At 38.0% G+C, this 25,307-nt stretch carries 26 protein-coding genes; 7 read left to right on the forward strand and 19 right to left on the reverse strand.

Annotation, left to right across the window (positions count from 1 at the left end; genetic code table 11):
• Nucleotides 1–140: 140 nt before the first annotated feature.
• Together htpX and BTR42_RS10085 are read right to left on the reverse strand one after the other, a co-directional pair.
• Nucleotides 141–1,043, reverse strand: coding sequence for a zinc metalloprotease HtpX (gene htpX, locus BTR42_RS10080; RefSeq protein ID WP_009854824.1), 903 nt, complete (start codon nucleotides 1,041–1,043; stop codon nucleotides 141–143).
• Between the two features lie 126 nt (nucleotides 1,044–1,169).
• Nucleotides 1,170–1,721, reverse strand: a complete 552-nt coding sequence (locus tag BTR42_RS10085; RefSeq protein ID WP_012962418.1) for a LemA family protein — start codon at nucleotides 1,719–1,721, stop codon at nucleotides 1,170–1,172.
• A gap of 330 nt (nucleotides 1,722–2,051) precedes the next feature.
• Between BTR42_RS10085 and rsmG the strand changes: the two genes are divergently transcribed.
• The 3 genes from rsmG to ktrA all read left to right on the forward strand — a co-directional run bounded on the left by rsmG (nucleotide 2,052) and on the right by ktrA (nucleotide 4,891).
• Nucleotides 2,052–2,765, forward strand: coding sequence for a 16S rRNA (guanine(527)-N(7))-methyltransferase RsmG (gene rsmG, locus BTR42_RS10090; RefSeq protein ID WP_043913877.1), 714 nt, complete (start codon nucleotides 2,052–2,054; stop codon nucleotides 2,763–2,765).
• Nucleotides 2,766–2,834: 69 nt separating this feature from the next.
• Nucleotides 2,835–4,208 carry a TrkH family potassium uptake protein gene (locus tag BTR42_RS10095; RefSeq protein WP_013643370.1) on the forward strand — a complete coding sequence of 458 codons (1,374 nt, stop codon included), beginning with the start codon at nucleotides 2,835–2,837 and terminating at the stop codon, nucleotides 4,206–4,208.
• Between the two features lie 11 nt (nucleotides 4,209–4,219).
• The gene (ktrA, locus tag BTR42_RS10100; RefSeq protein ID WP_012962420.1) at nucleotides 4,220–4,891 is read left to right on the forward strand and encodes a potassium uptake transporter gating subunit KtrA; all 672 of its coding nucleotides are present in this window, start codon (nucleotides 4,220–4,222) and stop codon (nucleotides 4,889–4,891) included.
• Between the two features lie 52 nt (nucleotides 4,892–4,943).
• Here ktrA and BTR42_RS10105 read toward each other — a convergent pair whose 3' ends face one another.
• The 5 genes from BTR42_RS10105 to sstT all read right to left on the reverse strand — a co-directional run bounded on the left by BTR42_RS10105 (nucleotide 4,944) and on the right by sstT (nucleotide 10,275).
• Nucleotides 4,944–5,774 (reverse strand): energy-coupling factor transporter transmembrane component T family protein, encoded by an 831-nt coding sequence (locus tag BTR42_RS10105; RefSeq protein ID WP_077497558.1) that lies wholly within the window; start codon nucleotides 5,772–5,774, stop codon nucleotides 4,944–4,946.
• Complete coding sequence (locus BTR42_RS10110) at nucleotides 5,767–7,443, reverse strand: ABC transporter ATP-binding protein (protein WP_077497560.1); 1,677 nt, start codon at nucleotides 7,441–7,443, stop codon at nucleotides 5,767–5,769. The genes BTR42_RS10105 and BTR42_RS10110 overlap by 8 nt, the downstream gene beginning before the upstream one ends.
• A gap of 55 nt (nucleotides 7,444–7,498) precedes the next feature.
• Nucleotides 7,499–8,047: an ECF-type riboflavin transporter substrate-binding protein gene (locus BTR42_RS10115; protein ID WP_012962423.1), complete on the reverse strand. Its 549-nt coding sequence runs from the start codon at nucleotides 8,045–8,047 to the stop codon at nucleotides 7,499–7,501.
• The gene (locus BTR42_RS10120; RefSeq protein ID WP_013643373.1) at nucleotides 8,044–8,898 is read right to left on the reverse strand and encodes an SAM hydrolase/SAM-dependent halogenase family protein; all 855 of its coding nucleotides are present in this window, start codon (nucleotides 8,896–8,898) and stop codon (nucleotides 8,044–8,046) included. Before BTR42_RS10120 ends, BTR42_RS10115 begins: the two co-directional genes overlap by 4 nt.
• A 150-nt stretch (nucleotides 8,899–9,048) precedes the next feature.
• Nucleotides 9,049–10,275: a serine/threonine transporter SstT gene (sstT, locus tag BTR42_RS10125; protein ID WP_013643374.1), complete on the reverse strand. Its 1,227-nt coding sequence runs from the start codon at nucleotides 10,273–10,275 to the stop codon at nucleotides 9,049–9,051.
• Nucleotides 10,276–10,609: 334 nt separating this feature from the next.
• Here sstT and brnQ point away from each other — a divergent pair, with 334 nt between their 5' ends.
• The 3 genes from brnQ (at nucleotide 10,610) to BTR42_RS10140 (ending at nucleotide 12,969) form a co-directional block, all read left to right on the forward strand.
• Nucleotides 10,610–11,983 carry a branched-chain amino acid transport system II carrier protein gene (brnQ, locus tag BTR42_RS10130; protein ID WP_012962426.1) on the forward strand — a complete coding sequence of 458 codons (1,374 nt, stop codon included), beginning with the start codon at nucleotides 10,610–10,612 and terminating at the stop codon, nucleotides 11,981–11,983.
• Between the two features lie 212 nt (nucleotides 11,984–12,195).
• Nucleotides 12,196–12,387 carry a hypothetical protein gene (locus BTR42_RS10135; protein WP_077497562.1) on the forward strand — a complete coding sequence of 64 codons (192 nt, stop codon included), beginning with the start codon at nucleotides 12,196–12,198 and terminating at the stop codon, nucleotides 12,385–12,387.
• Nucleotides 12,388–12,969, forward strand: coding sequence for a DUF6612 family protein (locus BTR42_RS10140; RefSeq protein ID WP_077497564.1), 582 nt, complete (start codon nucleotides 12,388–12,390; stop codon nucleotides 12,967–12,969).
• A gap of 193 nt (nucleotides 12,970–13,162) precedes the next feature.
• Here the strand turns inward: BTR42_RS10140 and BTR42_RS10145 are convergent, their stop codons facing one another.
• On the reverse strand, nucleotides 13,163–13,795 hold the full coding sequence (locus BTR42_RS10145; RefSeq protein WP_077497566.1) for an NAD(P)-dependent oxidoreductase: 633 nt from the start codon (nucleotides 13,793–13,795) through the stop codon (nucleotides 13,163–13,165).
• A 186-nt stretch (nucleotides 13,796–13,981) separates the two neighbouring features.
• Between BTR42_RS10145 and BTR42_RS10150 the strand changes: the two genes are divergently transcribed.
• Nucleotides 13,982–14,422 (forward strand): Rrf2 family transcriptional regulator, encoded by a 441-nt coding sequence (locus BTR42_RS10150; protein WP_077497569.1) that lies wholly within the window; start codon nucleotides 13,982–13,984, stop codon nucleotides 14,420–14,422.
• A 30-nt stretch (nucleotides 14,423–14,452) separates the two neighbouring features.
• Here the strand turns inward: BTR42_RS10150 and BTR42_RS10155 are convergent, their stop codons facing one another.
• From BTR42_RS10155 to BTR42_RS10205, 11 genes are all read right to left on the reverse strand, one after another.
• Nucleotides 14,453–15,145, reverse strand: coding sequence for a methionine ABC transporter permease (locus BTR42_RS10155; RefSeq protein WP_003066216.1), 693 nt, complete (start codon nucleotides 15,143–15,145; stop codon nucleotides 14,453–14,455).
• Nucleotides 15,146–16,210: a methionine ABC transporter ATP-binding protein gene (locus BTR42_RS10160; protein ID WP_012962428.1), complete on the reverse strand. Its 1,065-nt coding sequence runs from the start codon at nucleotides 16,208–16,210 to the stop codon at nucleotides 15,146–15,148.
• Nucleotides 16,191–17,573 (reverse strand): M20/M25/M40 family metallo-hydrolase, encoded by a 1,383-nt coding sequence (locus tag BTR42_RS10165; protein ID WP_077497572.1) that lies wholly within the window; start codon nucleotides 17,571–17,573, stop codon nucleotides 16,191–16,193. The genes BTR42_RS10160 and BTR42_RS10165 overlap by 20 nt, the downstream gene beginning before the upstream one ends.
• A gap of 208 nt (nucleotides 17,574–17,781) precedes the next feature.
• A complete protein-coding gene (locus BTR42_RS10170) occupies nucleotides 17,782–18,681 on the reverse strand; it encodes a MetQ/NlpA family ABC transporter substrate-binding protein (RefSeq protein WP_012962430.1) in 900 nt (299 codons plus the stop codon).
• Between the two features lie 113 nt (nucleotides 18,682–18,794).
• A complete protein-coding gene (locus BTR42_RS10175) occupies nucleotides 18,795–19,637 on the reverse strand; it encodes an amino acid ABC transporter substrate-binding protein (RefSeq protein ID WP_077497575.1) in 843 nt (280 codons plus the stop codon).
• A 119-nt stretch (nucleotides 19,638–19,756) separates the two neighbouring features.
• Nucleotides 19,757–20,902: an amidohydrolase gene (locus BTR42_RS10180; protein WP_077497578.1), complete on the reverse strand. Its 1,146-nt coding sequence runs from the start codon at nucleotides 20,900–20,902 to the stop codon at nucleotides 19,757–19,759.
• Nucleotides 20,899–21,696 (reverse strand): amino acid ABC transporter substrate-binding protein, encoded by a 798-nt coding sequence (locus tag BTR42_RS10185; protein WP_077497580.1) that lies wholly within the window; start codon nucleotides 21,694–21,696, stop codon nucleotides 20,899–20,901. The genes BTR42_RS10180 and BTR42_RS10185 overlap by 4 nt, the downstream gene beginning before the upstream one ends.
• Nucleotides 21,697–21,756: 60 nt before the next feature.
• Entirely contained in the window at nucleotides 21,757–22,443 is a 687-nt protein-coding gene (locus tag BTR42_RS10190) for a gamma-glutamyl-gamma-aminobutyrate hydrolase family protein (RefSeq protein WP_009854845.1), read from the reverse strand.
• Nucleotides 22,444–22,631: 188 nt separating this feature from the next.
• Nucleotides 22,632–23,348: a YebC/PmpR family DNA-binding transcriptional regulator gene (locus BTR42_RS10195; RefSeq protein WP_009854846.1), complete on the reverse strand. Its 717-nt coding sequence runs from the start codon at nucleotides 23,346–23,348 to the stop codon at nucleotides 22,632–22,634.
• A gap of 236 nt (nucleotides 23,349–23,584) precedes the next feature.
• The gene (locus BTR42_RS10200; protein WP_077497583.1) at nucleotides 23,585–24,424 is read right to left on the reverse strand and encodes an SDR family oxidoreductase; all 840 of its coding nucleotides are present in this window, start codon (nucleotides 24,422–24,424) and stop codon (nucleotides 23,585–23,587) included.
• A 116-nt stretch (nucleotides 24,425–24,540) separates the two neighbouring features.
• A complete protein-coding gene (locus tag BTR42_RS10205) occupies nucleotides 24,541–25,263 on the reverse strand; it encodes a MerR family transcriptional regulator (RefSeq protein WP_077497586.1) in 723 nt (240 codons plus the stop codon).
• Nucleotides 25,264–25,307 lie beyond the last annotated feature (44 nt).

Genomic DNA, 25,307 nt, shown 5'->3' on the forward strand with positions numbered 1-25,307 from the left:
ATTACTACCTCTTTTAAAATTTCTTTACTATTATACCAACTTTTTACGGTATTGTCTGTACATATTACTACCAATAATAAAGCTTATTGAATAATGTAGCAACAAAAAACTTCACACAAGCGTGTGAAGGAGAAAAATACTTACATTTGACGAAGACGCTCAATACGATCCGAAATAGATGGGTGTGTATTGAACAATGATGTTGTTCTTTCTTCTTTTTTGATAGGGTCATTAATATATAGTGCCGCACTTGCTTCATCAACAGGATGGTGCATTGGAGAAGATTGCTCCAGTTTTTGAAGTGCTTTAATCATTCCTTCAGGGTTGCGAGTGAGTTCAACAGAACTGGCATCAGCAAGGTATTCACGTTGCCGTGAAATGGCTAATTGAACAAGAGTTGCGGCAAGTGGTGCTAAAATTAACGATAAAATCGAAAAGAGCAACATCAAAATACCAAGACCACCCTCATCACGGTTATTCGAACGGCGACGATTGCCACCTCCGCCAAACCACATCATGCGGCTACCGATACTAGCAATCAAAGTCACTGCGCTGGCTAAGGCTACAGCAATGGTAGAAATGCGGATATCGTAATTACGAATATGACTAACTTCGTGTCCGATAACACCTTCCAATTCTTCGCGATTCATCACAGCTAACAATCCTGTGGTGGCTGCGACGGCAGCATTTTCAGGACTTGAACCTGTCGCAAACGCATTTAAAGAATCATCTTCAACGATAAACACGCGCGGCATTGGAATTTGTGCCACCATTGCCATATCTTCTACAATATGATAAAGTTCAGGGGCTTCTTCCTCGCTGACTTCACGCGCATTGTTCATTGACATGACAACATTTGTAGATTGAAAAATCATACTAGCAGCATAGATTCCACCAATGATTAAGGCGATAACCACACCGAATTCTAGACTATCTAACCAAAGATAGCCAACTGCGGCACCAATAGCTGACAAAATCAAGAAGAAAACAAGAATCAAAACAACCGTTCTTCGCTTGTTACTAGAAATTTGATCGTATAACATGATTTTATTAAGAAAATAGAAAGTCTCTTTGAGTTGTTAAAGTCACCAACCATTTCAAGAGACCTTCCATTTTATTCCTTTCTTTATTAAAGGTTGCTTTAAAACAACTTCTCAAAACACCATTTTTTAGAAGTCAAATGATACTTTTGGTGTTTCTTTTTCATCTTCAGGTGTTTCCAAGAATTGGCTTGGTTTAAAGCCAAACATACCTGCGATGATATTACTTGGGAAAGTTTCTAATTTAACATTATAATTTGCTGTTGTTGTATTGAACAATTGACGTGAATAAGAAATTTTGTTTTCTGTATTTGTCAATTCATCTTGCAACTTGATAAAGCTGTTATTAGCTTTAAGTTCAGGATAATTTTCAGCAACAGCAATCAAGCTTGAAAGTTGTTTAGTAAGAGCATTTGACGCGTGCATTGCTTCTGCTGGTGTTTCTGCTTGGGCAACTTGACTGCGTAATTCTGTAATCTTAGCAAATGTTTTTTCTTCATAAGCTGCGTAGCCTTTTACAGTCTCAATCAGATTCGGAATGAGGTCATTACGACGTTTGAGTTGCACATCAATTTGACTCCAAGATTCCTTAGTTTGCATACGACTTTTAACAAGACCATTATAGACAGCAATAATCCAAAGCACTAAAACAACAATAATAGCGATAATAACAAAAATCATAAATTCCTCCTTAGGTATGACATACCCTTCCAAAATCAGTTGCTTTTTGTAACCTACCGCTACACAAAAGCTTTTGATAAACTACTAAAATAAATAGATAAAAATATACTTTCTAGGCTTATTATATCAATTTTCTTTCAATTCTTAAAGTGATTACATAGGAAGTTGGAGGAAAAATAGTTTTTCGGGTGTTATAACCATTTCTAAGAATGTTATTGGGTGGGATTTTATGGTAAAATAAGATGACGTATATTGGAATTGAAAGGATATTAGAGAAAGTTGTGGTGGTTTGTGTTTTGCAGGCTGCTAATGCTTTCTTTACTGATAATCATGACACCTGAAGAATTTTATAAGAAACTTAGTCAACAAGGTTTTGAGTTGACAGATACACAAAAAAAGCAATTTGAACGTTATTTTGAGCTTTTGGTTGAATGGAATCAAAAGATTAATTTGACGGCTATTACGGATGAAGAGGGGGTTTATTTGAAACATTTTTATGATTCTATTGCTCCTGTTCTTCAAGGAAAAATAACAAATCAAGCGATTCGTTTGCTAGATATTGGAGCTGGAGCTGGTTTTCCAAGTATTCCTATCAAGATTTTATGCCCTGATATTGATGTTACTATCATTGATTCGCTAAATAAGCGTATTAATTTTCTTAATTTATTGGCAGATGAACTTGGCTTAGAGGGAGTTCATTTTTACCATGGACGTGCTGAAGATTTTGGTCAAGATAAGCATTTCCGCGCAAGCTATGATATTGTAACAGCACGAGCTGTTGCTCGTCTCCAAGTCTTGACCGAATTGACAATCCCATTTTTAAAAGTTGGTGGGCAATTAATTGCTCTTAAAGCTTCCGCTGCCGAAGAAGAATTGGCAGATGCCAAAAATGCCATGACAATTCTTTTTTCAAAACTCATAGACAATTATCATTATGAATTGCCAAATGGCGATAGTCGCCAAATCACAATTCTTGAAAAGAAAAAAGAGACACCAAATAAATACCCACGTAAGGCTGGGATGCCAAATAAAAAACCTCTTTAATATGTTATGAGCCGTAAGGCTCTTTTAGAAGGCTTTGAAAACCGTTTTGGAGTTTAGGAGGAATACTCTTTGAATAGCATTTTTAAATCTTTAACGAGTACGCGACGGTTAACGTTTAGTTTTGTCATCGTCATTTTTATTGGGAGTTTGTTACTCTCACTTCCGATAGTTCACTATGCCGACGCTCCTAGCACTACTTACCTTGACCACTTGTTCAATGTGGTTTCAATGGTTTGTGTGACGGGATTATCAGTCGTTCCTGTCGCAAGTGTTTATAATGGACTTGGTCAAGTGATTGCAATGTGTCTCATGCAAATTGGCGGACTAGGATTGGTTACTTTAATTGCAATCAGTACCTACCTTTTACGTCGTCGCATGAATTTATCAGAGCAAAGTTTGCTGCAATCAGCGCTTAGCTATGACAATAACAATGACCTTAGGCATTACCTTTTTCATGCTTACAAAATTACTTTTATCATCGAGTCCTTGGTTGCTATTGTATTGCTCTTTGATTTTATTCCACGTTTTGGCTTGTGGCACGGTATTTTTAATGCCATTTTTCTTGCTGTCTCTGCTTTTTGTAATGCTGGGTTTGATAATTTTGGCGATGCTAGCCTTAAACAATTCGTTCTGAATCCCTTGGTTAATGTGGCAATTGCTGCCGCAATCGTATCTGGTGGAATCGGGTTTGCTGTTTGGATGGATTTGAAAAAAGCTATCAAACACTTTATCAAAGACAAACCTTATCGCTTTTCTGCATTTTCTCGCTCATTAAGCAATCAGACACGCTTAGTGCTTGCCACAACGGGAATTCTTTTACTGCTTGGAACAGCATTGACGTGGCTAATCGAATTTAAAAATGCTAAGACAATTGGGCACTACACCATTTTTCAGCAAATCATGGTCTGCTTTTTCCAATCAGTAACCATGAGGACGGCTGGATTTGCAACGATTTCTTATCTTGATACGCATTCAGCGACAAATATTCTTTATATGATTCAAATGATTATCGGTGGTGCTCCTGGTGGTACGGCTGGCGGTGTTAAGGTGACAACAGTCGCAATTGCCTTCTTGCTTTTCAAATCCGAACTTGCAGGGCAAAATGAAGTCACTTTCCGCCACCGCGTTATTGCCAATAAAGCGATAAAACAAACACTGACCGTGCTAATCTTTTTCTTTACTATTTTAATCATCGGCTATCTGTTACTTTTGGAATTTGAACCGAATCATGACCCGCTAGCTTTGCTGTTTGAAGCCATTTCTGCGATTGCTACGGTTGGCGTTTCCATGGATTTAACGCCTAAATTATCGCAAGCAGGGCGATTTGTCATCATGGCACTTATGTTTATCGGACGTGTTGGACCGATTACTGTCCTGCTTAGTCTTTTGCAAAAGAAAGAAAAAGATATTCGCTACGCACAAACAAATATTAATGTTGGTTAGAGGAAATTATTATGACAAAAAAGATTTTTGGAGTTCTTGGATTAGGAATTTTTGGACGTACTGTTGTTGAAGAATTAAGTAAATTCGAGCAAGAGGTCATTGCTTTAGATAGACATGAAAATCTCGTTCAAGATGTGGCTGATATGGCAACTAAGGCAGCTGTTGGTGATATTACAGAGATTGAATTTTTAAAAGCCGTCGGCATTGCGCAATGTGATGTTGTTGTGATTGCAACTGGAAATACCTTAGAATCTTCAGTTCTTGCCATTATGCACTGTAAAAAATTAGGAGTAAAAACCATTCTTGCCAAAGCCAAAAATGCGACTTATGAAGAGGTGCTTTACGGCATTGGGGCGACTAAAGTTATCACACCAGAACGCGACTCTGGAAAAAGAGTTGCTTCAAATATGCTTCGCCACCATATTGAAAATATTATTCACATTGAGGATAATATTGCTATGATTGAATTTTCTATTCCTGATTCTTGGGTTGGAAAAAGTCTGGTTCAGCTGGACCTTCGACACAAATACGACCTGAATTTAATCGGTATTCGTAAAAAATCAACGTCAAGTCTTGATACCCATATCAATCCCAACCAAGCTTTTGAAGCCAATACTGAAGTCGTTGCCATTGCAAATGACAATACGTTTGAAAAATTTGATTATCTTGGTTATTTGAAATAAGAAAAAACGTATAAACCGTTGAACAGCTAATTGTTCTGGTTTATACGCTTTTTTAATGCCAAGGATTGTAAAAACGTCCTTGGTTAAGGTGGAAAAGCCACAAACTAATGATAACTAGTAAAACAGCAATCGCAATGGTCAGCAAATCCGCTGTTGTAAATTTTTGATAAGTGTACCAAGTACGCTTTTTATTTTTTCCAAAACGACGTAGCTCCATAGCTGTTGACACCGTATCAATTCGCTCAAGTGAGCTGAAAATCAAGGGAATGACAATTTGTAGATTTCCTTTGATACGTTTCATTAGTTTTTCTTTTTGTGATAGTTCCAGTCCACGCGCTTCTTGTGACATTCGAATCATGTAAAATTCTTCTTGCACGTCAGGAATATAGCGTAGCGTCAAACTAACTGCATAGGCAACTTTATAAGGTACACCGATTTGATTCAAACTTGAAGCAAATTGACTTGGCTGCGTTGTCATAAGAAATAAGACAGCCAACGGAACCGTGCAAAAATATTTCAAAGCAAGGTTAAACAGGTAAAATAATTCTTGACTGGTAAGATAAAATCGCCCATAGCCTTGTAGCAAAATAGTCTTAGTTCCGTAAATTGTTTCACCATAATTCGGTGCAAACAAATACACCATGACCACATTTAAAAGAGCAAAAAAGCCAATAAATTTGACGACAAAAGAGACTTGCTGCCAACGAATGCCTGCTATTTTAAACAAAACAAGGGAAGCAATTCCAATCGCTGCTATCAAACGCGTATCATAGGTTGTCATACAAGCAATCGATACCAAAACAAAGAAAATTAATTTGCTGGCACCTGACAATTGATAAAGGAAACCACGACCACTCTGATAACCAATAAGATGACTAGCCATGAATACCTCCCTCTTTTTCAATGTAATAATGCGTCAGGGCAATTGGGTCAACTGCTAATTTTTCTGCTAATTCAAACAAGCTAGTCTTTTTCAAGTTAGCTTTTTCTAGGATAGCATTTTGATTGAATAATGCCACTGGCGAACAATCCGCAATGATTTCACCGTTGCTCACTACAATACTGCGATCAGAATACTCCAACATCAACTGCATATCATGCGTTATCATGATAATAGTGTGCCCTGCCTTATTGAGCTGATTAAGGAAATTCATGATTTCAGTATAATTTCGCTTATCTTGACCTGCTGTCGGTTCATCTAAAAGAATGATTTCAGGATTCATTACCAGAACCGAAGCAATTGTCACTCGTTTTTTCTGACCAAAAGACAGCGCAGAAATAGGCCATTTTCGGAATTCATACAAACCACAAACTTTTAACGTTTCCAACACGCGTTTTTCAACGTCTTGCTCATCTACTTCACGCAAACGAAGCCCAAGCGCCACCTCATCAAAAATCATCGTCTGACTAATCATCTGATTTGGATTTTGAAGAACATAACCGATTTTTTCAGCACGCTCTTTGATAGAATCCGTCATAATCGATTGTCCTCGATAACGAATATCGCCTTCTGGCGTGATAAATTGGCAGATAGCTTTTGCCAAAGTTGACTTGCCAGCACCATTTTTTCCAACAATGGCAATCCGTTCGCCTTGATTAATCTCAAAATTGATATTTTTCAAAATAGGACGATTCTCTTGATAAGCAAAATGCAGTTGTTCAACCGTTAAGAGCTTATCTTGCGGCGCTTCTTCTTGAAATGAGCTAGGCGCCGTCACGGCAATATTTGTCAAATCAACTTGACTTAGGTCTGATAGATGTTCCATTGATGTCACATCAACACCCAAATCTTTCAAAGCCGTTACGTAAAGTGGCTCGCGAATGCCATTTTGAATCAAAAGCTCTGTCCGTAATAGCTCATCTGGATGACCATCAAATAAAATCTGACCATCATTCACCAAAACGACTTTATCCACATGACGATAGAGCACATCTTCCAAACGATGTTCAATGATAATCGTCGTCGCCTTTTCTTCATGATGAATACGGTCAATCAAATCAATCGTTTCTTGACCTGATTTTGGGTCTAGATTGGCAAGCGGCTCATCAAAAAGTAAAATCGGACTCTCATCAATCAGAACCCCTGCTAAACTAACACGTTGTTTTTGTCCACCTGATAAATCTTGTGGACGATTGTCTAAAAACTCTGTTAAATCAAGCCTTTTTGCCCAATGAGCAACTTTTTCTTGCATTTCTTCCAAAGAAACACAGTCATTTTCAAGCGCAAAAGCCAAGTCCTCTGCCACGGTTAACCCAATAAATTGACCATCTGGGTCTTGTAAAACCGTAGAAACCAAATGAGACTTGTCGTAAATAGACAAGCCAAATGCTTCTTTACCATCAATCGTAAACTGCCCAGATTTCTCCCCATGGTAAATATTAGGGATAATCCCATTAAGACAGTGACCAATTGTTGATTTTCCAGAACCTGATGGACCTATGATGAGTACCTTTTGTCCTTTTTCAATCGTTAAATTGAGAGATTTTAAGGTTGGTTCTGCTTGAATATCATATTTAAAAGTGAAATCCTTAAATTGAATAAAGGGCTTCATGACTATTCTCCTAAAAAATGATTAAGAGCAGGGAATCCCTGCTTCTACTTCTGTATTAATCTTTGGTTAGGCTGCCTGATTGCGTGCGTGTTTTAGAATACACGGCAAGCAAAAGCGAGCCACCAATAGCGATTGTCAAACTGTTGATAACTGCTGATAAAATACCTTGAGCGAAAACTTTGCTTGCTGGTTCGCTGTAAATCAAAATGTCACCGTAAGGGGCAATCAAAGCCCAGCCAACAACATTAGCAATAATCTGTACGGCATTAAACCAAACATAATCTTTTGCAGTTAAAGGACTTTTTTCAATATTGATTTTCTTAGCTAATAAGCCAATAGCCAAGCCAATCAAGCCACTAACAAGCACCCATGTCCACCAAGGTGAACCATATTGAAGGGCATCTTTTAGAGCATGTCCAATAAAACCAGAAAAGAAACCAACCGTCGGACCATAAATCACAGCAAAAAGAGCAATTACGGCATATTGTAATTGAATATTGGTATTTGGGATGGGCGTTGGAATGTTAATCAAAGTTCCAATGATAATGAACAAGGCTGCGCCAATCCCTGTCGCAACAACGGTTTTTATCGAATTATTTTTCATAATGATACTCCTAATTTTTTAATCTCAATGCGCCAGTTAGACCCAACTCCAACATTATAAGCCTTGGCAAACGACCCTTGGTTGATAGCAAGCCCAACACGATAAAGTGAATTAATATAGATAATTGGCTGACCAATCCGCACATCAGCAAACGATTTTCCGTAAGTCACTTGATTTTGGTAAACCAACATATCGTTATTAAAAATGGTCACTTCAAAACGGTCACCAAATTCAGGCGATAACGTATAAAACTCCTCACGTTTAATTGACGTCCACAATGACCCAAAACGAACATCTAAAATATCAACTGCCCCACGCACAGCATTCTCCAGAATTTCTGTCTCAACGACAGGCAATTCCAAAACGGCTTCAACAGGTAATTCTGGTCCCACTTCTTCAAATGAAATATGACCGCTAGCTAGTTTTGCTCCTGTATAAGCATAAACATCACGTCCGTGGAATGTATAAGAATACTCTGTATTCTTGCGTCTATTTTTAACCTCTGAAATTTCTCGAACTGCCTTGATACCAACATGTGTTTTGATATAGGTTAAAGTGCCATTATCAGGTGTCACGATAAACTGGTTATTCTCTGTTAAAGCAACAACACTTTTTCGCTTTGAACCAACTCCTGGATCAACCACTGAAACAAAAGTGGTTCCTTCTGGCCAATATTCCACCGTTTGAAAAAGGCGATAAGAGGCCTCAAAGATATTATAAGGAGTAATATCATGAGTTAAATTGTGAATTTTTAAAGTTGGCTCTTCCTGCAAGGCAACTCCAACCATGGCAGCAACTGCCCCGTCAACCAAACCAAAATCCGATTGTAAAACAAGTAAATGATTGCTCAAAATGATATTTCCTCCTTTTTGATGTTGTTTTATTTTATCATAAATAAGGTTCAATTTAAAGAAGCTTATTTCTTGAACTAGTTATAAATACAGGTTATAGCAAGGGGTTTAATATAAAAAATAGCTGAGCAATTTGCCCAGCTACGGTGATTAGCTATGTTTTGCTTTTTTGTTTTTACCCCAGACAGATTTTTCAGCTACCGCTGTAAAAAGAACGTCCGTTGATGAGTTAAGCGCTGTTTCACAAGAATCTTGGACAACACCAACAATAAACCCAACACCAACAACTTGCATAGCAATATCATTTGAAATGCCAAATAAACTACATGCAACTGGAATCAATAGGAGAGACCCCCCTGCCACACCAGAAGCACCACAAGCAGATACCGCTGAAATCACACTCAATAAGAAAGCTGTTGGAAAATCAACACTAATTCCAAGAGTGTTAACCGCAGCAAGTGTTAGGACGTTAATCGTAATCGCTGCGCCAGCCATATTGATTGTCGCTCCGAGAGGAATAGATACCGAATAAGTGTCTTTATTCAAACCTAAATCTTCACAGAGTTTCATATTGACAGGGATATTTGCCGCTGAACTACGCGTAAAGAAGGCTGTCAAACCAGATTCTTTCAAGCAACGAAGAACAAGTGGATAAGGATTTTGACGAATCATCACAAATGCAATTAATGGATTGACCACCAGAGCCACAAAAAGCATTGTTCCAACTAGAGTTACAATCAAGAAACCATAATTAGCCAGAATTCCAATACCATTATCAGAAATGGTGTTAAAGACCAAACCTAAAATACCAAATGGTGCTAAATTAATAATCCAACGCACAACCTGCGACGTTACTTCTGCCATGGTTTGTAGTAAGTCTTTCGTTTGTTGGCTAGCATTACGCATTGCAAGCCCAAAGACAACCGCCCACGCTAGCACTCCGATATAGTTAGCAGATGCGATGGCATTAACAGGGTTATCCACAACTTTGAGCAAGAGGTCTTTGAAAACTTCTGCTACCCCTTCTGGTGCTGATAAATCCGATTCTGCTACATTGTCTAATGTCAATTTCAACGGGAAAATGTAGTTAACTAATACTGCCACTAACGCCGCAGCCAATGTCCCAACAAGGTAAAGACCGACAACTGTTGACATATTGGTCTTTTGCCCTTTTTCATGTTGTGATAAAGCATTGGCAACCAAAACAAAAACCAATAATGGTGCAACAGCTTTAAGGCCACCTACAAATAAATCTCCCAAAATGCCGATTCCTGATAATTTTGGAAAGGCTACTCCCAGAATTAAACCAAGGATAACTCCGATAATGATGCGTTTGATTAGGCTAGTTCTATTCCAAACGCCAATAAAATGTCTCATAGTAACTCCTCATATAGTAATAACTTTTTTATAATAATACAAAACTGCCACTTCGTCAAACATCCTCTCACAAGATTTGTTAAATGACAGCGCTTAAATACACTATTTTCCAAATTTTTTCACAATTTAAATTTTTTGATGATACTTTTTATGACATTATTTAGCGCATTTTATAGCTTTAGGACACGGCTTGTCAGTTTTTTATGAGAATTTGTTTATAATTTTTGAACTTTTCTTCTATTGACGACAGCTTCTCTGTTCGCTATAATAATTGTCATACAATTTTACTCAATTGAAAAGTAATTGTAAGCATTTTTCATTATTAGGAGGACATATGAAACCATTTAAAAATATTTATGTCATTATCGGTTTCATGTTATTTGCTCTATTTTTTGGAGCGGGTAACCTTATTTACCCTGCCTTTTTAGGCATATATTCTGGAAGTAACTTAGCCTTGGCTATTCTTGGCTTCTGCTTGACAGGCGTCACCCTGCCATTGCTTGGAGTCGTTGCTGTTGCTTATTCTGGTGCTAGCGACGTCGAGGATTTTGCACGCCCTGTTTCACGCCATTATGCCTTGTTATTTTCAATTGCCCTCTATTTGTCAATTGGACCTTTCTTTGCGATTCCAAGGACAGGTGCTACGTCATTTTCGATTGGGATCCAACCAATTTTAGGTGATAGCATTGGCGTAAAAATTGCTTACGGTTTGCTCTTTTTTGGTCTTTCTTACATTTTAGCCATTAAACCAAGCAAGATTGCTGACCGTATTGGGAAATATTTGACACCTGCGCTTCTTATCATTCTTGCGATCTTGGTGATTGCTTCCTTTATCAAACCAGCTGGTAACATTGGTACTGCTTATAACGCCGCTAATGATATTAGTAATGCCTTTAAAGATGTGCCTTTTGTTGCGGGGCTCATTCAAGGATATGGTACAATGGACGCTCTTGCTTCCCTTGCTTTTGCCATTATCGTTATCGATGCTAGTAAACAACACGGTGCCAAAAATCAGTCAGAAGTCGCTCTTTTGACCTTCAAATCTGGTATCATTGCAACCGTATTGCTTGCGCTTATTTACATTTTTGTGGCTCGTATCGGCGCAACATCACAAAGCTTATTTACATTTACTAACGGACAATTTACATTTAATGGCGCTGCTATCGATGGCGGAAATGTTCTGGGACAAGCAGCTTATTTCTATCTTGGAAGCATTGGACGAGCAGTTCTTGCGGCAGCGATTTTCCTTGCTTGTTTAACAACAGCAACAGGGCTAATCACAGCCTGCGCGGAATATTTCCACAAACTACAACCAAAACTATCTCACGTTGCTTGGGCAAGTATCTTTACCTTGATTGCCTTATTCTTCTACTTTGGTGGTCTTTCTGAGTTGATTAAATGGTCATTGCCAGTTCTTTACCTTCTTTATCCACTTACAGTCGTGATTGTACTTTTGGTACTCCTTGCTAAATTCTTCAATAATAGTCCAATTGTTTATCGCTTAACCATTGGTTTCACCGCCATTCCAGCACTTTATGATGCCTTTTCAACATTATCTACAATGACTGGCTTATTCACACTTCCAACAAGCCTCGTTGAATTCTTCACAACAATTGTTCCATTTGGACAATTCTCAATGGGTTGGATTAGCTTTGCCCTCGTCGGCTTCATTCTTAGCATATTTATCACAAAAGTCAAAAAAGCATAGATTAGTCATATGCCTAATATCTAATGGGCCGCAGACTGAATGAAAGTGAAGCGACCGAAATTTAAAAATAACAAAACAAGGTTAGAAATACTTATTATAAGAATTTTCTAACCTTGTTTTTAATTATTACAGTTCTTTAACAGATTTAAGAAATTAATGAAAACACTTTCAAAAAAATGATATAATAAGACCTATTAGGAGGTGGTCAACTTATGAGAAGAAAGCTTTACTATGGTTTTATCTGTTTACTTGCGTTAATTTGCTTAACAGCCTGCGGGACAAGTGATAGACAGACAAAACAAACGAAAGAATCCAGTTCCCAGCAGGAGCTGACAGTCAAGCAGCTATTAAAAAAGGCCAAGAAAGCAAATAATAAGGTAACTTCGGTAGCAGTTGGTATGTAGATGGATCTCAAATCGGGCTCTAAAAACACTCATCAGGATTTTCTGGCGCAGGTGCAGTATGATAATGGTGAATTAACCAAAGTGAATTCACAACTTGAAGAAACATCTGGTAGCCAGACTTCATATGATGAAGTGATTGCCATTCAAACCGATAATAATTCCTTTACCTATTATCAGCGGTCAGATAAGAACGGTCAGTGGCGAAATGGGGAATGGGAAACGATTGATTTGGATCCTGACTATTTTTCTTTCTTAGATATTATCTATAAAATGTCAGACGATCTGACGATTGAAGAGGATGATGATGACTATGTTCTGAGCCTGCGTAGTCAGAATATTGACTTGATCTCGCTTTTCAGCGATGAATTAAATCTGAGTTTGACAGGTGTAGATCAAACGGAAATGGAGAAAGATTTCGAAATCCGATTTGTAAAAAAAACATTTTACCTAAAAGGATTTGACATGGATTTGAATTATAGTAGTGATAAAGGTAGTTTAAGCATAAATATTGGCGGGACTTACTCAGATTGGAATAAGGTCAAAGATTCTGTTTTTGATATACCGTCAACTGGCAATGCTTGATAACAGCACTGTTCACAATAGTTTTTACAAATTTTAACGGACAAACGAGGCTGAGGTGCGTTCTTGCCTTATCTCGTAAAAAAACAAAAATGCTCGGTCTTCATCTTGAGAATAACTAGCACCACGAGTGTAGATAATATGATTACTAACAAAACCCACCAAGCTCAAATGAGTTTGGTGGGTTTATTCTATCTTATTTTCCAAGTAAACTGATGCGTTCTTTGATGTGTTTGCTATTTTCAATTTCATCAACAAAGCCAATAGCATCATAGTCTGCATAGCTGATAATACTTTCACCCTTATCGTTTGTGGTTAATTCTTCACCAGCAAGAATATATTGCCCTGTACGCTTACCGTCAGCTTGGAAATCTGCTGCTGGGCTAACAAATGTCCATTTGACATCATTGCGTTCACGAATTTCTGCCAATGATTGACGTTGCGCATTAGCCAATGGTTTGAAAACAGCAGGAAATTCTGGTGTGTCAACCAATTGCATGGTATGTTCAGGATTGACATAAAGACTTCCTGCACCACCAACAATCATCAAGCGTGTATCTGTTCCTGACAACAAATCTGCTAAATGCTTTTGTGAATCGCTGTGAAGATGAAGTTGGTCTTCTGTCCAAGCCCCAAAAGCATCCACAACCACATCAAAGCCAGCCAAATCTTTTTTTGTTAAGTCAAATAAGTCTTTTTCAATAACTTTCTGAGCTTTTGATTTATTAGAACTACGAACAACTGCTGTGACATCATGTCCGCGATTAAGCGCTTCTTCAACGATTAATTGACCTGCTTTACCATTTGCGGCAACTACTGCAATTTTCATAATGATTCCTCCAAAATATAAATAATTTCTTTTCGTTGTAATATATTTTGTTACAACTACATCTATAGTATATTCCTCTTTAGATGTAATGTCAACAGTTACAACTGAAAAAGTTGTAAGTTTTTTAATTACAACAAAAATATGCTATAATACTCTTAACAAATTAGATTAGTACAAGGAGAAAAAATGCCTTACTCTGCACGATTATCGACTTCTGTCCATATCCTATTAGCTATTTATCATTTTGAAAATAAAGAAAAAGTGACATCTACCTTTCTCGCTAACAGTATCCAGACCAATCCTGTGATTGTCCGAAATTTATTGGGTAAATTACAAAAAGCTGAACTCGTAAAGGTAGAAGCTGGTGTTGGCGGAGCGCATTTGACAAAATCACCTCAAGAACTCACTTTTTGGGATATTTTTCAAGCAGTCGAAGATAAAAACAAGCCTATTTTTAAAGCTAATGATGATACCAACCCAAATTGCCCAGTTGGTCGCGTGGTGAACTCCGTTTTACAACCACGTATTGATGAGGTTCAAGAAAATTTTAAAGCTTCTCTCGAGAATATCACTCTTGCTAGTCTCATTACAGACATGGACAATAAAATAGCACAAAACAATCATTAAGCACTTCTGTTTTCACAGAAGTGCTTTTTTCTATTTATGACTTAGTTTTTTAGTGAGGAAGTCTCCGATAAATTGGATAATAAAGACTAGGATAAGGATACAGATTGTTGCAACGATAGTGACATCTGTTGCTGAGCGGTTATAACCGTAGTAAATGGCAATATAACCAAGACCACCTGCTCCAATCGCACCCGCCATAGCTGTTTCACCGATAAGTGAGATGAGCGTTACTGTTGAGACGCGGATAAGTTCTGGCAAACCTTCGCTAAGGTAAATTTTGATAATATCCCAAAGGGTAGCTCCTGAAGCTTGTGCGGCTTCAATAACACCTCTATCCATTTCCGAAAAGACAACTTGAACCTGACGAGCATAGAAGGCAAATGTTGCTGCTGATAGCGGAATTAGCGCCGCTGTTCGACCTAGGTTGGTTCCAACGATAGCATAGGTGAAACCTTTCAAAATAGCCAACAAAATGATGAAAGGAATGGCACGAACAATTGACGTGAAAATATCTAAAATTTTAAACCCAATACGATTGCTAAGCACACCATTTGGTCCAGTTAGAACTAAAAATAATCCCATTAAAAGCCCTAAAATACCACCAATCACAAATGACCAGCCAGTCATATAAAGCGTTGCTGAAAAGGCATCTGACCAAGAATTCGTTCCTTCCCAACCAATGCGGTAAACATTTGGTAAATTTGTCTCAATCCATTCAATCATTTAAGCACCTCGTTTCAATACAGTTAATTCAATTCCAGCTTCAAGAATAGCTGTTTGGGCAGCAGCAAGCGCATCGGCTTCACCAGATAGGACAACAATCATTTCACCAACTGGTGTATCGTCTAGAATTTCAATATTTCCATAAAGGATATTCGCTGTTACTTCAAATTGTTTGTAAATCTGATTTAAAATAGGCTCGTCTGTTGATGTTCCTGCGTATTTCAATTGAACAAGCAAATCGTCTTTTGGCAAATGTTGCACAAGAGCTTGCTTTTCAATTTTAACCAAGGCTTCATCAATACCAGTAGCTGTTTTGATAAATTCTTGCGTCAATGGTTCTTTTGGATTTGAGAAAATGTCCAATACAGAACCTTCTTCAATCAAGTGCCCATTTTGCATAACAGCAACACGGTGACAGATATCTTTGACAATTTGCATTTCGTGCGTAATCATAACCACAGTCAAACCAAGTTTTTGATTCAAATCTTGCAATAAAGCCAAAATTTGTTTTGTCGTTTTAGGATCGAGGGCAGATGTTGATTCATCAGAAATCAAGATTTCTGGGTCATTGGCAAGAGCACGCGCAATCGCAACACGTTGTTTTTGCCCACCTGATAATTGAGCAGGATAATTTTCAGCACGATCTGACAAGCCTACTAATTCAAGCAAATCAGCGACTTTTTTGTCTTTTTCTTCTTTTGATAATTTTGAATGGCGAAGCGCAAAAGCCACATTTTGGCGCGCTGTTTTTTGTGCCATTAAATTAAAATGTTGGAAAATCATCCCAATTTTTTGACGTTTTTGACGTAAAGCTGCACCTTTTAACTGCACTTTACCATTGTCAAATGTCACATCATCACCAATCGTAATTTTTCCAGAAGTTGGTGCCTGTAATAGGTTAATCGTACGAACTAAGGTTGATTTTCCTGCTCCAGAATAACCAACGATTCCATAAATTTCACCTTTGTCAATCGTAATAGAAACGTCTTTTACCGCTTCTATCTCACGTTTTTTCTGATAAAACGTAATGTCAATATGTTCTAAATTAATAATCGGTTTTGTCATAACTCTTAATCAACTCCTCAATCATTTCAATGTGGGTGTAATAATCCGCCAAATTAACATTTTCATCTCCAGCATGGTCACGGCTGTCTGGATTGCCAATACCAAAAGAAGCAATCGGAACTTCTAATGCTTCAAAGAATTGGTGCATTGGTCCAGTACCAGCAGTCGTCGGCAAAACTGAAACACCATTTGGTGAAAATGCCTTTGCAATCTCAATCACATTGAGAATAGCCGGGGCAGACATATCACTACGATAAGCCTTTTCACCCAATGTGTAAACCAACTCCACCTGTTCAAAGCCATGTTGTTGCAAATGTTGTTCAATCTTCTGAAGAACATCTTTTGGTTCAAGCCCAGGAACCAAACGAACTTCCATTTTAGCCTGAGCTTTAGCTGGTAGAATCGTTTTGACACCTTGACCTTGATATCCTGTTGAAATTCCCTCAATCGTGATAGCTGGTTCAAAGAAAAGCGTTCGAACTAACTTTTCCTTATCCCTTGTCAACATTGGCAAATTCAAACCATATAGTGTTTTTAGGTTATCGGCATCAAGATTGGCATGCTCTAGGATAAGTGACAACTCACGCTCACTTGGCTCAATGACTTGGTCATAAATCCCGTCAACCAAAATGCGACCAGTTTCATCACGAAGGCTAGCAATCGCATTAAGCAAATACCATGATGCTGACTCAATGACCGCACCAAATTTCGAATGAATATCAACCTTAGCAGAATCAACAATCATATCAAAGGTGACAATACCTTTTGTTCCACCAGAAATTTCAATCTGACCTTTGGCATTTGAAATACCTTGCTCCCACACCAATAAATCCGCGCCACGGAGCTCATCAGCGTATTTTTCAAGATAGGTTTCAAGACCCACAGAAGCTGATTCTTCCGAACCTTCCATAATAAATATAATGTTAACTGGAAAATCTCCAAACTCACGGCGATACTTCTGAACGGCTGTCAATCGTGCTGTGATATGCCCTTTATCGTCATCAACACCACGTCCATACATGTAGCCATCACGGACGGTTAATTCAAAAGGATTTGACGACCAAGGCTGGTCATCATCAGCTGGCACAGTATCATAATGGTTGTAAAAAATAATCGTCTGAGCATCAGGTCTATTGCTCTTAAAACGTGCCAAAACAAACGGCGCCGTACAAGTATCATCAATCGTCACTTCAGCACCAGCTTCAGTAAAAATATCGCCTAGATAATTTGCTACTTCTGCTAACCCAATCTGCTGTGCAAAAATCGATTTTTTAGCAATTAACTGACGTAAAATCTCAAAATAATATTGAGCAACGTCATCATTTTCAAACTTCTGCAACTGATTATTATCACTTACTACCATTTTCTACCTCTCAAAATTCAAAACACATCGGTAGCACAGTTTTGAAAACTCTCCAAGTTACTATTCTACCATATTGCTAATTATTTTAAAATCCACTCCCAACAAAGAAGCAATTTAGAAGTTATTAACTCTCCATAAAATACGAAATAATGATTTAGAGACTGGGAAGTTATCCCAGCCTCTAATTTTTCATTTTCAATAGGCTATATTAATCGTCATCAGAAGATGATGAAGATGTTGTTGCGCCATCCCATGCAGGAATATCAGCACCGTCTGAAGCTTCTTCGATGATTTTTCCGACTTCGTCTGTTTGGTAAACAGAAACTAAAGTTTTGATAGCATCAGCTTTGTCTGATTTTTTCCAACCTTTTTGGGCTGCAATAACGTTAATCCATTGATTTGAGTTTTCATCAACAGCTTCTTTGTAAAGTGTTGTGTCATAGTCAACATCAGCAGATTGAGCATAAGAGTTGTTAATAACTGCAGCATCAACTGATGTCAATGTAGAAGCAGTTTGAGCAGCATCAACTTCTTTAATATCTAAGTTTTTCGGATTTGATGAAATGTTTTTAATTGTAGCCAATTCATCACCAGAAACGTCTAATTCAATCAAACCTGCAGATTGAAGAAGGTAGAGGGCACGGCTTTCATTTGAAGCGTCATTAGGAATTGAAATAGTTCCTTTATCTGGAATATCACTAACGTCAGTGTATTTTGCATCACCGTCGCTGTCAGTTCCTGAGAAGAGACGAATTGGACTAAGAAGCGTATCAGCAACTTCTACCAAAGTTCCATCATTTTCAGAATTCCAGTTGCTCAAGAAATATTTGTGTTGGAAAGCATTGACATCAATTTCGCCATTTTGAAGAGCTTCGTTTGGTTGATTGTAATCTGTAAATTCAACAAGTTCAATCTTAACGCCTTTGTCTTCTGCCAATTCTTTAACTTTGTCCCAAAGTGGTTCTGTTGCATCATCCAAAGTCATGATACCAACTTTAAGTGTTGTGTCATCAGAAGATGATGAACTTGAAGAACTTCCACATGCTGCCAACAAGACTGTTGACGCAAAAGCTACGCTAGCTAATCCAAATAATTTTTTCAATTTCATAGATATGTCCTCTTTCGTTTTAATCAGTGTTTTTATTTTATCCTATTTGATTCTAGGTTTCAAATTGTTATTAATAAGGTTTTCTTATAGTTTAAAACTATAACCCACACTTTTTAATCTGATGTTGGAACTTTCAAATCATCAGCAGAAGGCGTGTAATCTCCACCAAGGTATTTTCCAGCAAGTTCTGTCAATGTACCGTCTTCTTGCAATTCTTTCAAACGTTTATTAACAAATTCTTGTAAATCTTCTTGGTCTTGTCCAAAGATGAAATAGATGTATGGCTGCTCTTCGGATTCCAAATCAATGGTTTTCAAATTATCCAAACTTTGATTCTTAATGACAGAATTAACAGTTGGGGCATCAAAAATCTTGAAATCATATTTGCCATCATTTAGATTTGTCAAGATTTGAGTGATGTTTTCATTTGTATAATTGATGTCAACAGTATTGTCTGCATTTTCTTCATTGTATTCTTCCAATTGAGCAGCGGTTGTCGTTCCTTGAACAACTTGTGTTGAATGACCACCGATATCATCGTAAGATGTTATATCGCTGTCATTTGGCACGACAAGTACTGACGGTGTTGAACCGATAGGGTATGAGAAGAGGTATTTTGCTGAGCGTTCTTCAGTATAGCTGATGTTATTACCACCCATTTGATATTTTCCTGAATCAAGTCCAGTAAAGATTGAAGACCATTCTGTTTTTTTGAATGTTACTTCGTATTTATCTGAATCTTTAAAGACTGCTTTTGCGACTTCAATATCATAACCTGTCAATTCACCGTCTTCTTCATATGAAAATGGAGCCGTTGTTCCAACTGTTGCAAAGACAACTTCTTCCTTTCCTGAAGAACTAGATGATGAAGATGAGCTTGATGAACAAGCTGCTAAAAAGGTTGTAGAGGCTAGTGCAACACCTGTTACACCAAGGATTTTTTTCATTAATGTCATAATTGTCTCCTATTTTTGAAACTCCCTTTCAAAGGTATGCTTACATCTTAACATCACCAAGCTCACTTAACAAATACTTAAAATCTATCACAGTGATAAATAAAACTTATCACACACGGCTAATCCTTTTTAGAACGGTAATAGTCTAGTAGATACAGAGCATTTTGCACATAATAATTAACAGCTGTTGGTAGGGCTTCATCTTTTACGGTAAAGGTATCATGGTGCAAATCTGCTGCATTGTCATCACCGTTGCTGCCAATCAAGGCAAAAACGCCTGGAATATGTTCTTGGTAGGTCGCAAAGTCTTCTCCTCCTGTTAATGGAGCAACTTCTAAAACTTCCGCAAACTGTTTTGAATGCTCAAAAATAAGCGGTGTCAACGTCTCGTCGTTATAAGTCACCGTTGGTGTTTTTCCCCACTCGATAGTAACTTGTGCGCCAAATTGCTCGGCCGTATTTTTCACAATTTTGGTAAATCGCTCGCGCAAATGCTGACGATTTTCTGGTGTAAATGATCGAATCGTTCCTTCAAAATAGCCTGAGTCCGGCAAAACATTCCATGTCGTTCCAGCATCAATATGTGTCACCGATAGCACCGCCGCTTCAAATGGCGAAACCGTTCGGCTGATAATCGCCTGCAAATTATTTACAATGGTCGTAATAGTCAAAATCGTATCAATGCCAAAATCTGGACGCGCAGCATGACCGCTAACGCCAGTTACCGTAACCTTAAATTTTTCAACCGCAGCCATAATCGCTTTAGAGCGCAAGCCAATTTGCCCTGGTTTAAGATGAGGGTTATTATGATAGCCGATAATTGCAGATACTCCTTCGATACCACCTGCTTCAATCACCGCATCAGCACCAGTCGCCACTTCTTCAGCTGGCTGGAAAATCAATCGAATGGTTCCCTTGATGTCGGCTTCTTTTGCCTTTAATAATTCGGCTGCTCCCAGTAAACTCGTTTGGTGAAAATCGTGTCCACACGCATGCATTGCACCGTTTTTACTCGCATAATCAAACGTATTGGCTTCTCGAATCGGCAGAGCATCAATATCAGCTCGAAGCGCAATAATCGGCTCACCTTGTCCAATTTCGGCAATAAATCCTGTTTTTAAACCTGTTTCGACAATGCGAATCCCAAGATTTGAAATATGATTTTTCAGGAACTCTGTCGTATTAAATTCACGTTCAGACACTTCTGGGTGTTGATGAATATCACGACGAATTTTAGTTAATTTTTCATAAAGTTCTGCTGTCATTTGCTCACCTCTAATGCTGATGCTTCTGGTAAATAGCTACCACCTAAATATTTTTGGCTCAATTTTTCCAAAGTACCATTGTTATACAATTTCTTCACGGCTTTATTAAAAGCTGTTTGTAGCTGCTTGCTATCACTTGAAAAGATAATGTAGTTATTCGGATTATCATCTGTATTCAGCTCAATAACCGTCAAATCCAGATTCTTTTGTTTAATAATCGTTTCAACTGAGATTTTATCAAAAATCAAATAATCAAATTCCCCATCATCCAAATCCAACAAACGCTTGGTCACATCTTCTCCAGAATAGTCAATCGTTGACGGGTTATCACTATGCTGACTATTCCAATCATCAACAAATTTAGCAGTTGATGTGCCTGTATCATCTTGAGTCGTCTTACCGCCAATATCATCCAAAGAAGTGATTTTAGAACCCTTTTTCACGACTAGAACCAACGGATTTTTAGCAATCGGCACCGAATAGAGGTATTTATTGGCACGTTCTTCCGTGTAGGATAGATTATTAGCCGCCACTTGGTAAATATCGCTATCCAAACCAACAAATATCGAATCCCAAGCCGTCTTTTTAAAACTAATCTTATAACCGTTGATATGTTTGCTAGCTGCTTTTATCACCTGAATGTCATAGCCTGTTAGCTGCCCTTTCTTATTCTGATAAGAAAAAGGCTTGATGTCACCAGTCGTTGCGACAACTGCTTTTTTATCAGCCGCTTCCACACGGACACTCAAGCTAGCACTCAATAAAACTGCCAATCCCAATAAAACTTTTTTCATTTTCATTCCCCCTAAATATCTGGATACCAAAAAAGCTGACTGACATCAGCTTTATCTATCTTATAGTGTTTTTACCAAATAATTGAACAACAAACGACTTTCACTTTTTTCTAAAAGAAGTTCTGGGTGCCATTGAATTCCCAAAATCGGCGCACCGTGTTTGCTTTCATAGGCTTCGATTGTCCCGTCACGAACATCACGCGCTGTCGCAATCAAATTAGGTGCCAAATCTTTGACACTTTGATGATGAAATGAATTAATCCATGAACCTGATTTTACCAAATGGCTGACACGACTATTCGGCAAAATTTCCACTTCATGAGATGTTCCTGAAATATCATCTTGCCAATGATTATCAACCTTTTGATTGAGAGTGCCACCCAAAGCAACATTAAGCAATTGCATACCACGGCAGACTGCAAAAATCGGTTTATTTTGACGAATGGCTTCTTTCACCAAAGCAAATTCAAATTCATCACGTTCTAAGCTGTAATCGTCACTATCAACTTCTTTTTCTTCACCGTAAAATTCTGGCGTAACATTTTGCCCACCTGATAAAACTAATTTATCAATCATACTGATATAGGTTTTAGCAAGGTCTGGTGTTCCCACAGGAATGATGATTGGAACCCCTCCAGCTACCTTAACACCATCTGATAAATGACGAGAAACCGCATCAAAATGCATTCCTGACATAGCTGGCATTTCTTTGATATTTCCTGTAATCCCAACAATGACTTGTTTCATTTGGTGTCCTCACTTTCATTAGTTTTAAGGTTATCTTACTGTGATAAGATTATTCTATCCTAAATTCGCACCAATTGCCAATAGATTTTTTTTATCACCAAGATAGCCTTAGCTTATCACCAAAAATAAAAAGGATATTCAGCCTTTTTGAACTGAATATCCTATCATTTTATCAATGATGTCTGATATTAGAAATCTGATACATTATGGTAAACTTTTTGAACGTCTTCGTCATCTTCAAGAACGTCAACAAGTTTTTCAAAGACTTCAAGATCTTCACCTTCAAGTGTCACTTCTGATTGAGGAATCATTTCAAGTTCAGTTACTTTGAATTCTTCAATACCGTTAGCACGCAAAGCTTCGATACCTTTGTGAAGATCAGTTGGCGCTGTGTAAACAGTAACAACACCATCTTCTGCTTCAACGTCTTCAACATCAACATCAGCTTCTAGCAATTGTTCAAAAACACTATCTGCGTCATCACCATCAAAGACAATAACACCTTTTTTATCGAACATGTAAGATACAGAACCAGATGCTCCCATGTTACCACCGTTTTTACCAAATGCAGTACGCAAGTTAGCGGCAGTACGATTAACATTACTTGTCAAAGTATCAACGATAATCATTGAACCGTTTGGTCCAAATCCTTCGTAACGACCTTCAACGAAAGTTTCGTCTGTATTACCTTTTGCTTTATCGATTGCGCGGTCGATAACGTGTTTTGGTACTTGCGCTTGTTTTGCACGTTCAAGTACAAATTTCAAAGCTGAGTTTGATTCTGGATCTGGTTCACCTTTTTTAGCAGCAACATAGATTTCAACACCAAATTTCGCATAAACTTTAGAGTTAGCACCATCTTTGGCAGTTTTTTTGGCAACAATATTAGCCCACTTACGTCCCATGGGTAGTCTCCTTTGTAAAGATTATTTTTATTTTAGCATGATTAATTGATTTGGACACCCTAAAGCCCCAAATCATTGAACTACTGAACTAGCAAAGCTAAATTCGTAATCCTTAATATTATAGCACTTTGACGGGGCTGTGTAAAATGGGGGACGGTGTTTAAATCCCTTACAATCGACTAAACGACCATTTTTTAGAAAAAGAAGCCCTTTTACAGTACATAAATGATTAAAAATCAGCTCAAATCTCGTAAATACTCTGCCAATGACGTCGGTGCCTTTCCTAGCACACACTCAATATCATCTGATAAACCTGCTTGTTCCCCTTTAGCGATTGCGGTATAAGTTGACACCCAAGAATCGTATTCCCATTGCTCGGCTTGCCAAATTTTGCGAGAGTCGTAAGCTTCCTCAACAGTTTCTTCAACGTACGTCACCGTTTTTCCAAGAGAATGACTGATTTGCTCTGCCATTTCCGATAATGTCAATTCTTCTGGTCCTGTCATATTTAAGGTTTGATTTGCCCACTTTTCAGGATTTTTAAGAATTTCTACTGCCACATCGGCAACATCCGAACGCACAACAGCAGAAACTTTTCCATTACCTGCTGGACCTTTGATTTCACCGTATTGGCGTGCCATATCAACAAAAAAATCAACATAAAAATTATCACGCAAAAAAGTGTAAGTCAATCCTTTTTCCTTAATATATTGCTCCGTTGCCGCATGGTCACGTGCCAAAGTAAAGGTTGAACTTGGACTAGCATTGTAAAACGAAGTGTAAACAATATGCTTAACACCAGCCGCTTTAGCAGCATCAATAAAAGCTATGTGTTGTTGCAAACGTTCAGGATTCTCCTTGGCTGAAATCATAAAAAGCACATCAATTCCTGAAAGAGCCGCGATAGCTTCATCAGAATACTCATAACTGCATTTTTTCACAGTTGCCCCTGCCAGTTTGGGAGCACGTTCTGGCGAACGCGCCAAGTGACGTGCCGCAACACCTGCTTCTGATAATTCCTTGGCGACAAAACCACCCAAATGACCCGTCACACCAGTAATCGCTAATGTCGTCATGTTTTTTCCTCCGTTAGCTTTAATCACCTTCATTTTAGCATGAGCTCACAAAAACTGCTGACATTTGGTTTGAAAATGAAAAGCCAAGCTTTTTAAAAGCTTGGGCTACTTATAAATTATCCGTTATTTTTAACATATTCTGCAATGGCAGAACTGACAAAACTAGCTGTCCCTTGACCTGCCGCTTTATCGATAAAAGCTGTGAAACGATTATCCGCAATATACATTTGCCCCAGACCTGACAAAATCTCCATATCACATGGGTAAAAATGCTCACTAATATAGCTTTGTAAAGTTTCAACTTGTTTTTGAACCTTGCCATCAGAAAAAGAAAACTCTTTTAGCTTTGCAAAGTCTCTCATTATCGCTGCCATTTCTTCCGTAATGACCGAAAAATCAGTCTGTGGATTTTTTTCAAATGCTTGATAAGCTTCCGTCGTTCCCCAACGTTCTTTAGCTTCTCTTTGAAAAGCTTCCAATTCTGACTTGTCGTAAGCCGTAAATGTCATCATGTTTCCTCCATTTTCCTGCAAGGACTTGGCATGACAAATAACTTTTTCCAAATGCTCTTTTTTCAATTCGAGCCATTTTATCTGCTCACATAAAGCTTCTTCTTTGTCATAGCTTGGGTCCGACAGGATTTCCTTTATTTTTTTAAGAGGAAATTCTAGCTCACGAAACAGAAGAATTTCTTGCAAGCGTTCAAATGCGTCCATATCATAAAAGCGATAACCATTTTCCCCAATAAAAGAGGGAGTTAAAAGACCAATCTGGTCATAATAATGCAACGTTCGCACGCTAATGCCTGATATCTGGCTCATCTCTTTTACTGTTTTCATGTACTAGCTCCTCTCGATGATAAGTATAGGCTATAACGTTACGT

It is taken from the genome of Streptococcus gallolyticus subsp. gallolyticus DSM 16831 (assembly GCF_002000985.1).
GTDB lineage: Bacteria > Bacillota > Bacilli > Lactobacillales > Streptococcaceae > Streptococcus > Streptococcus gallolyticus.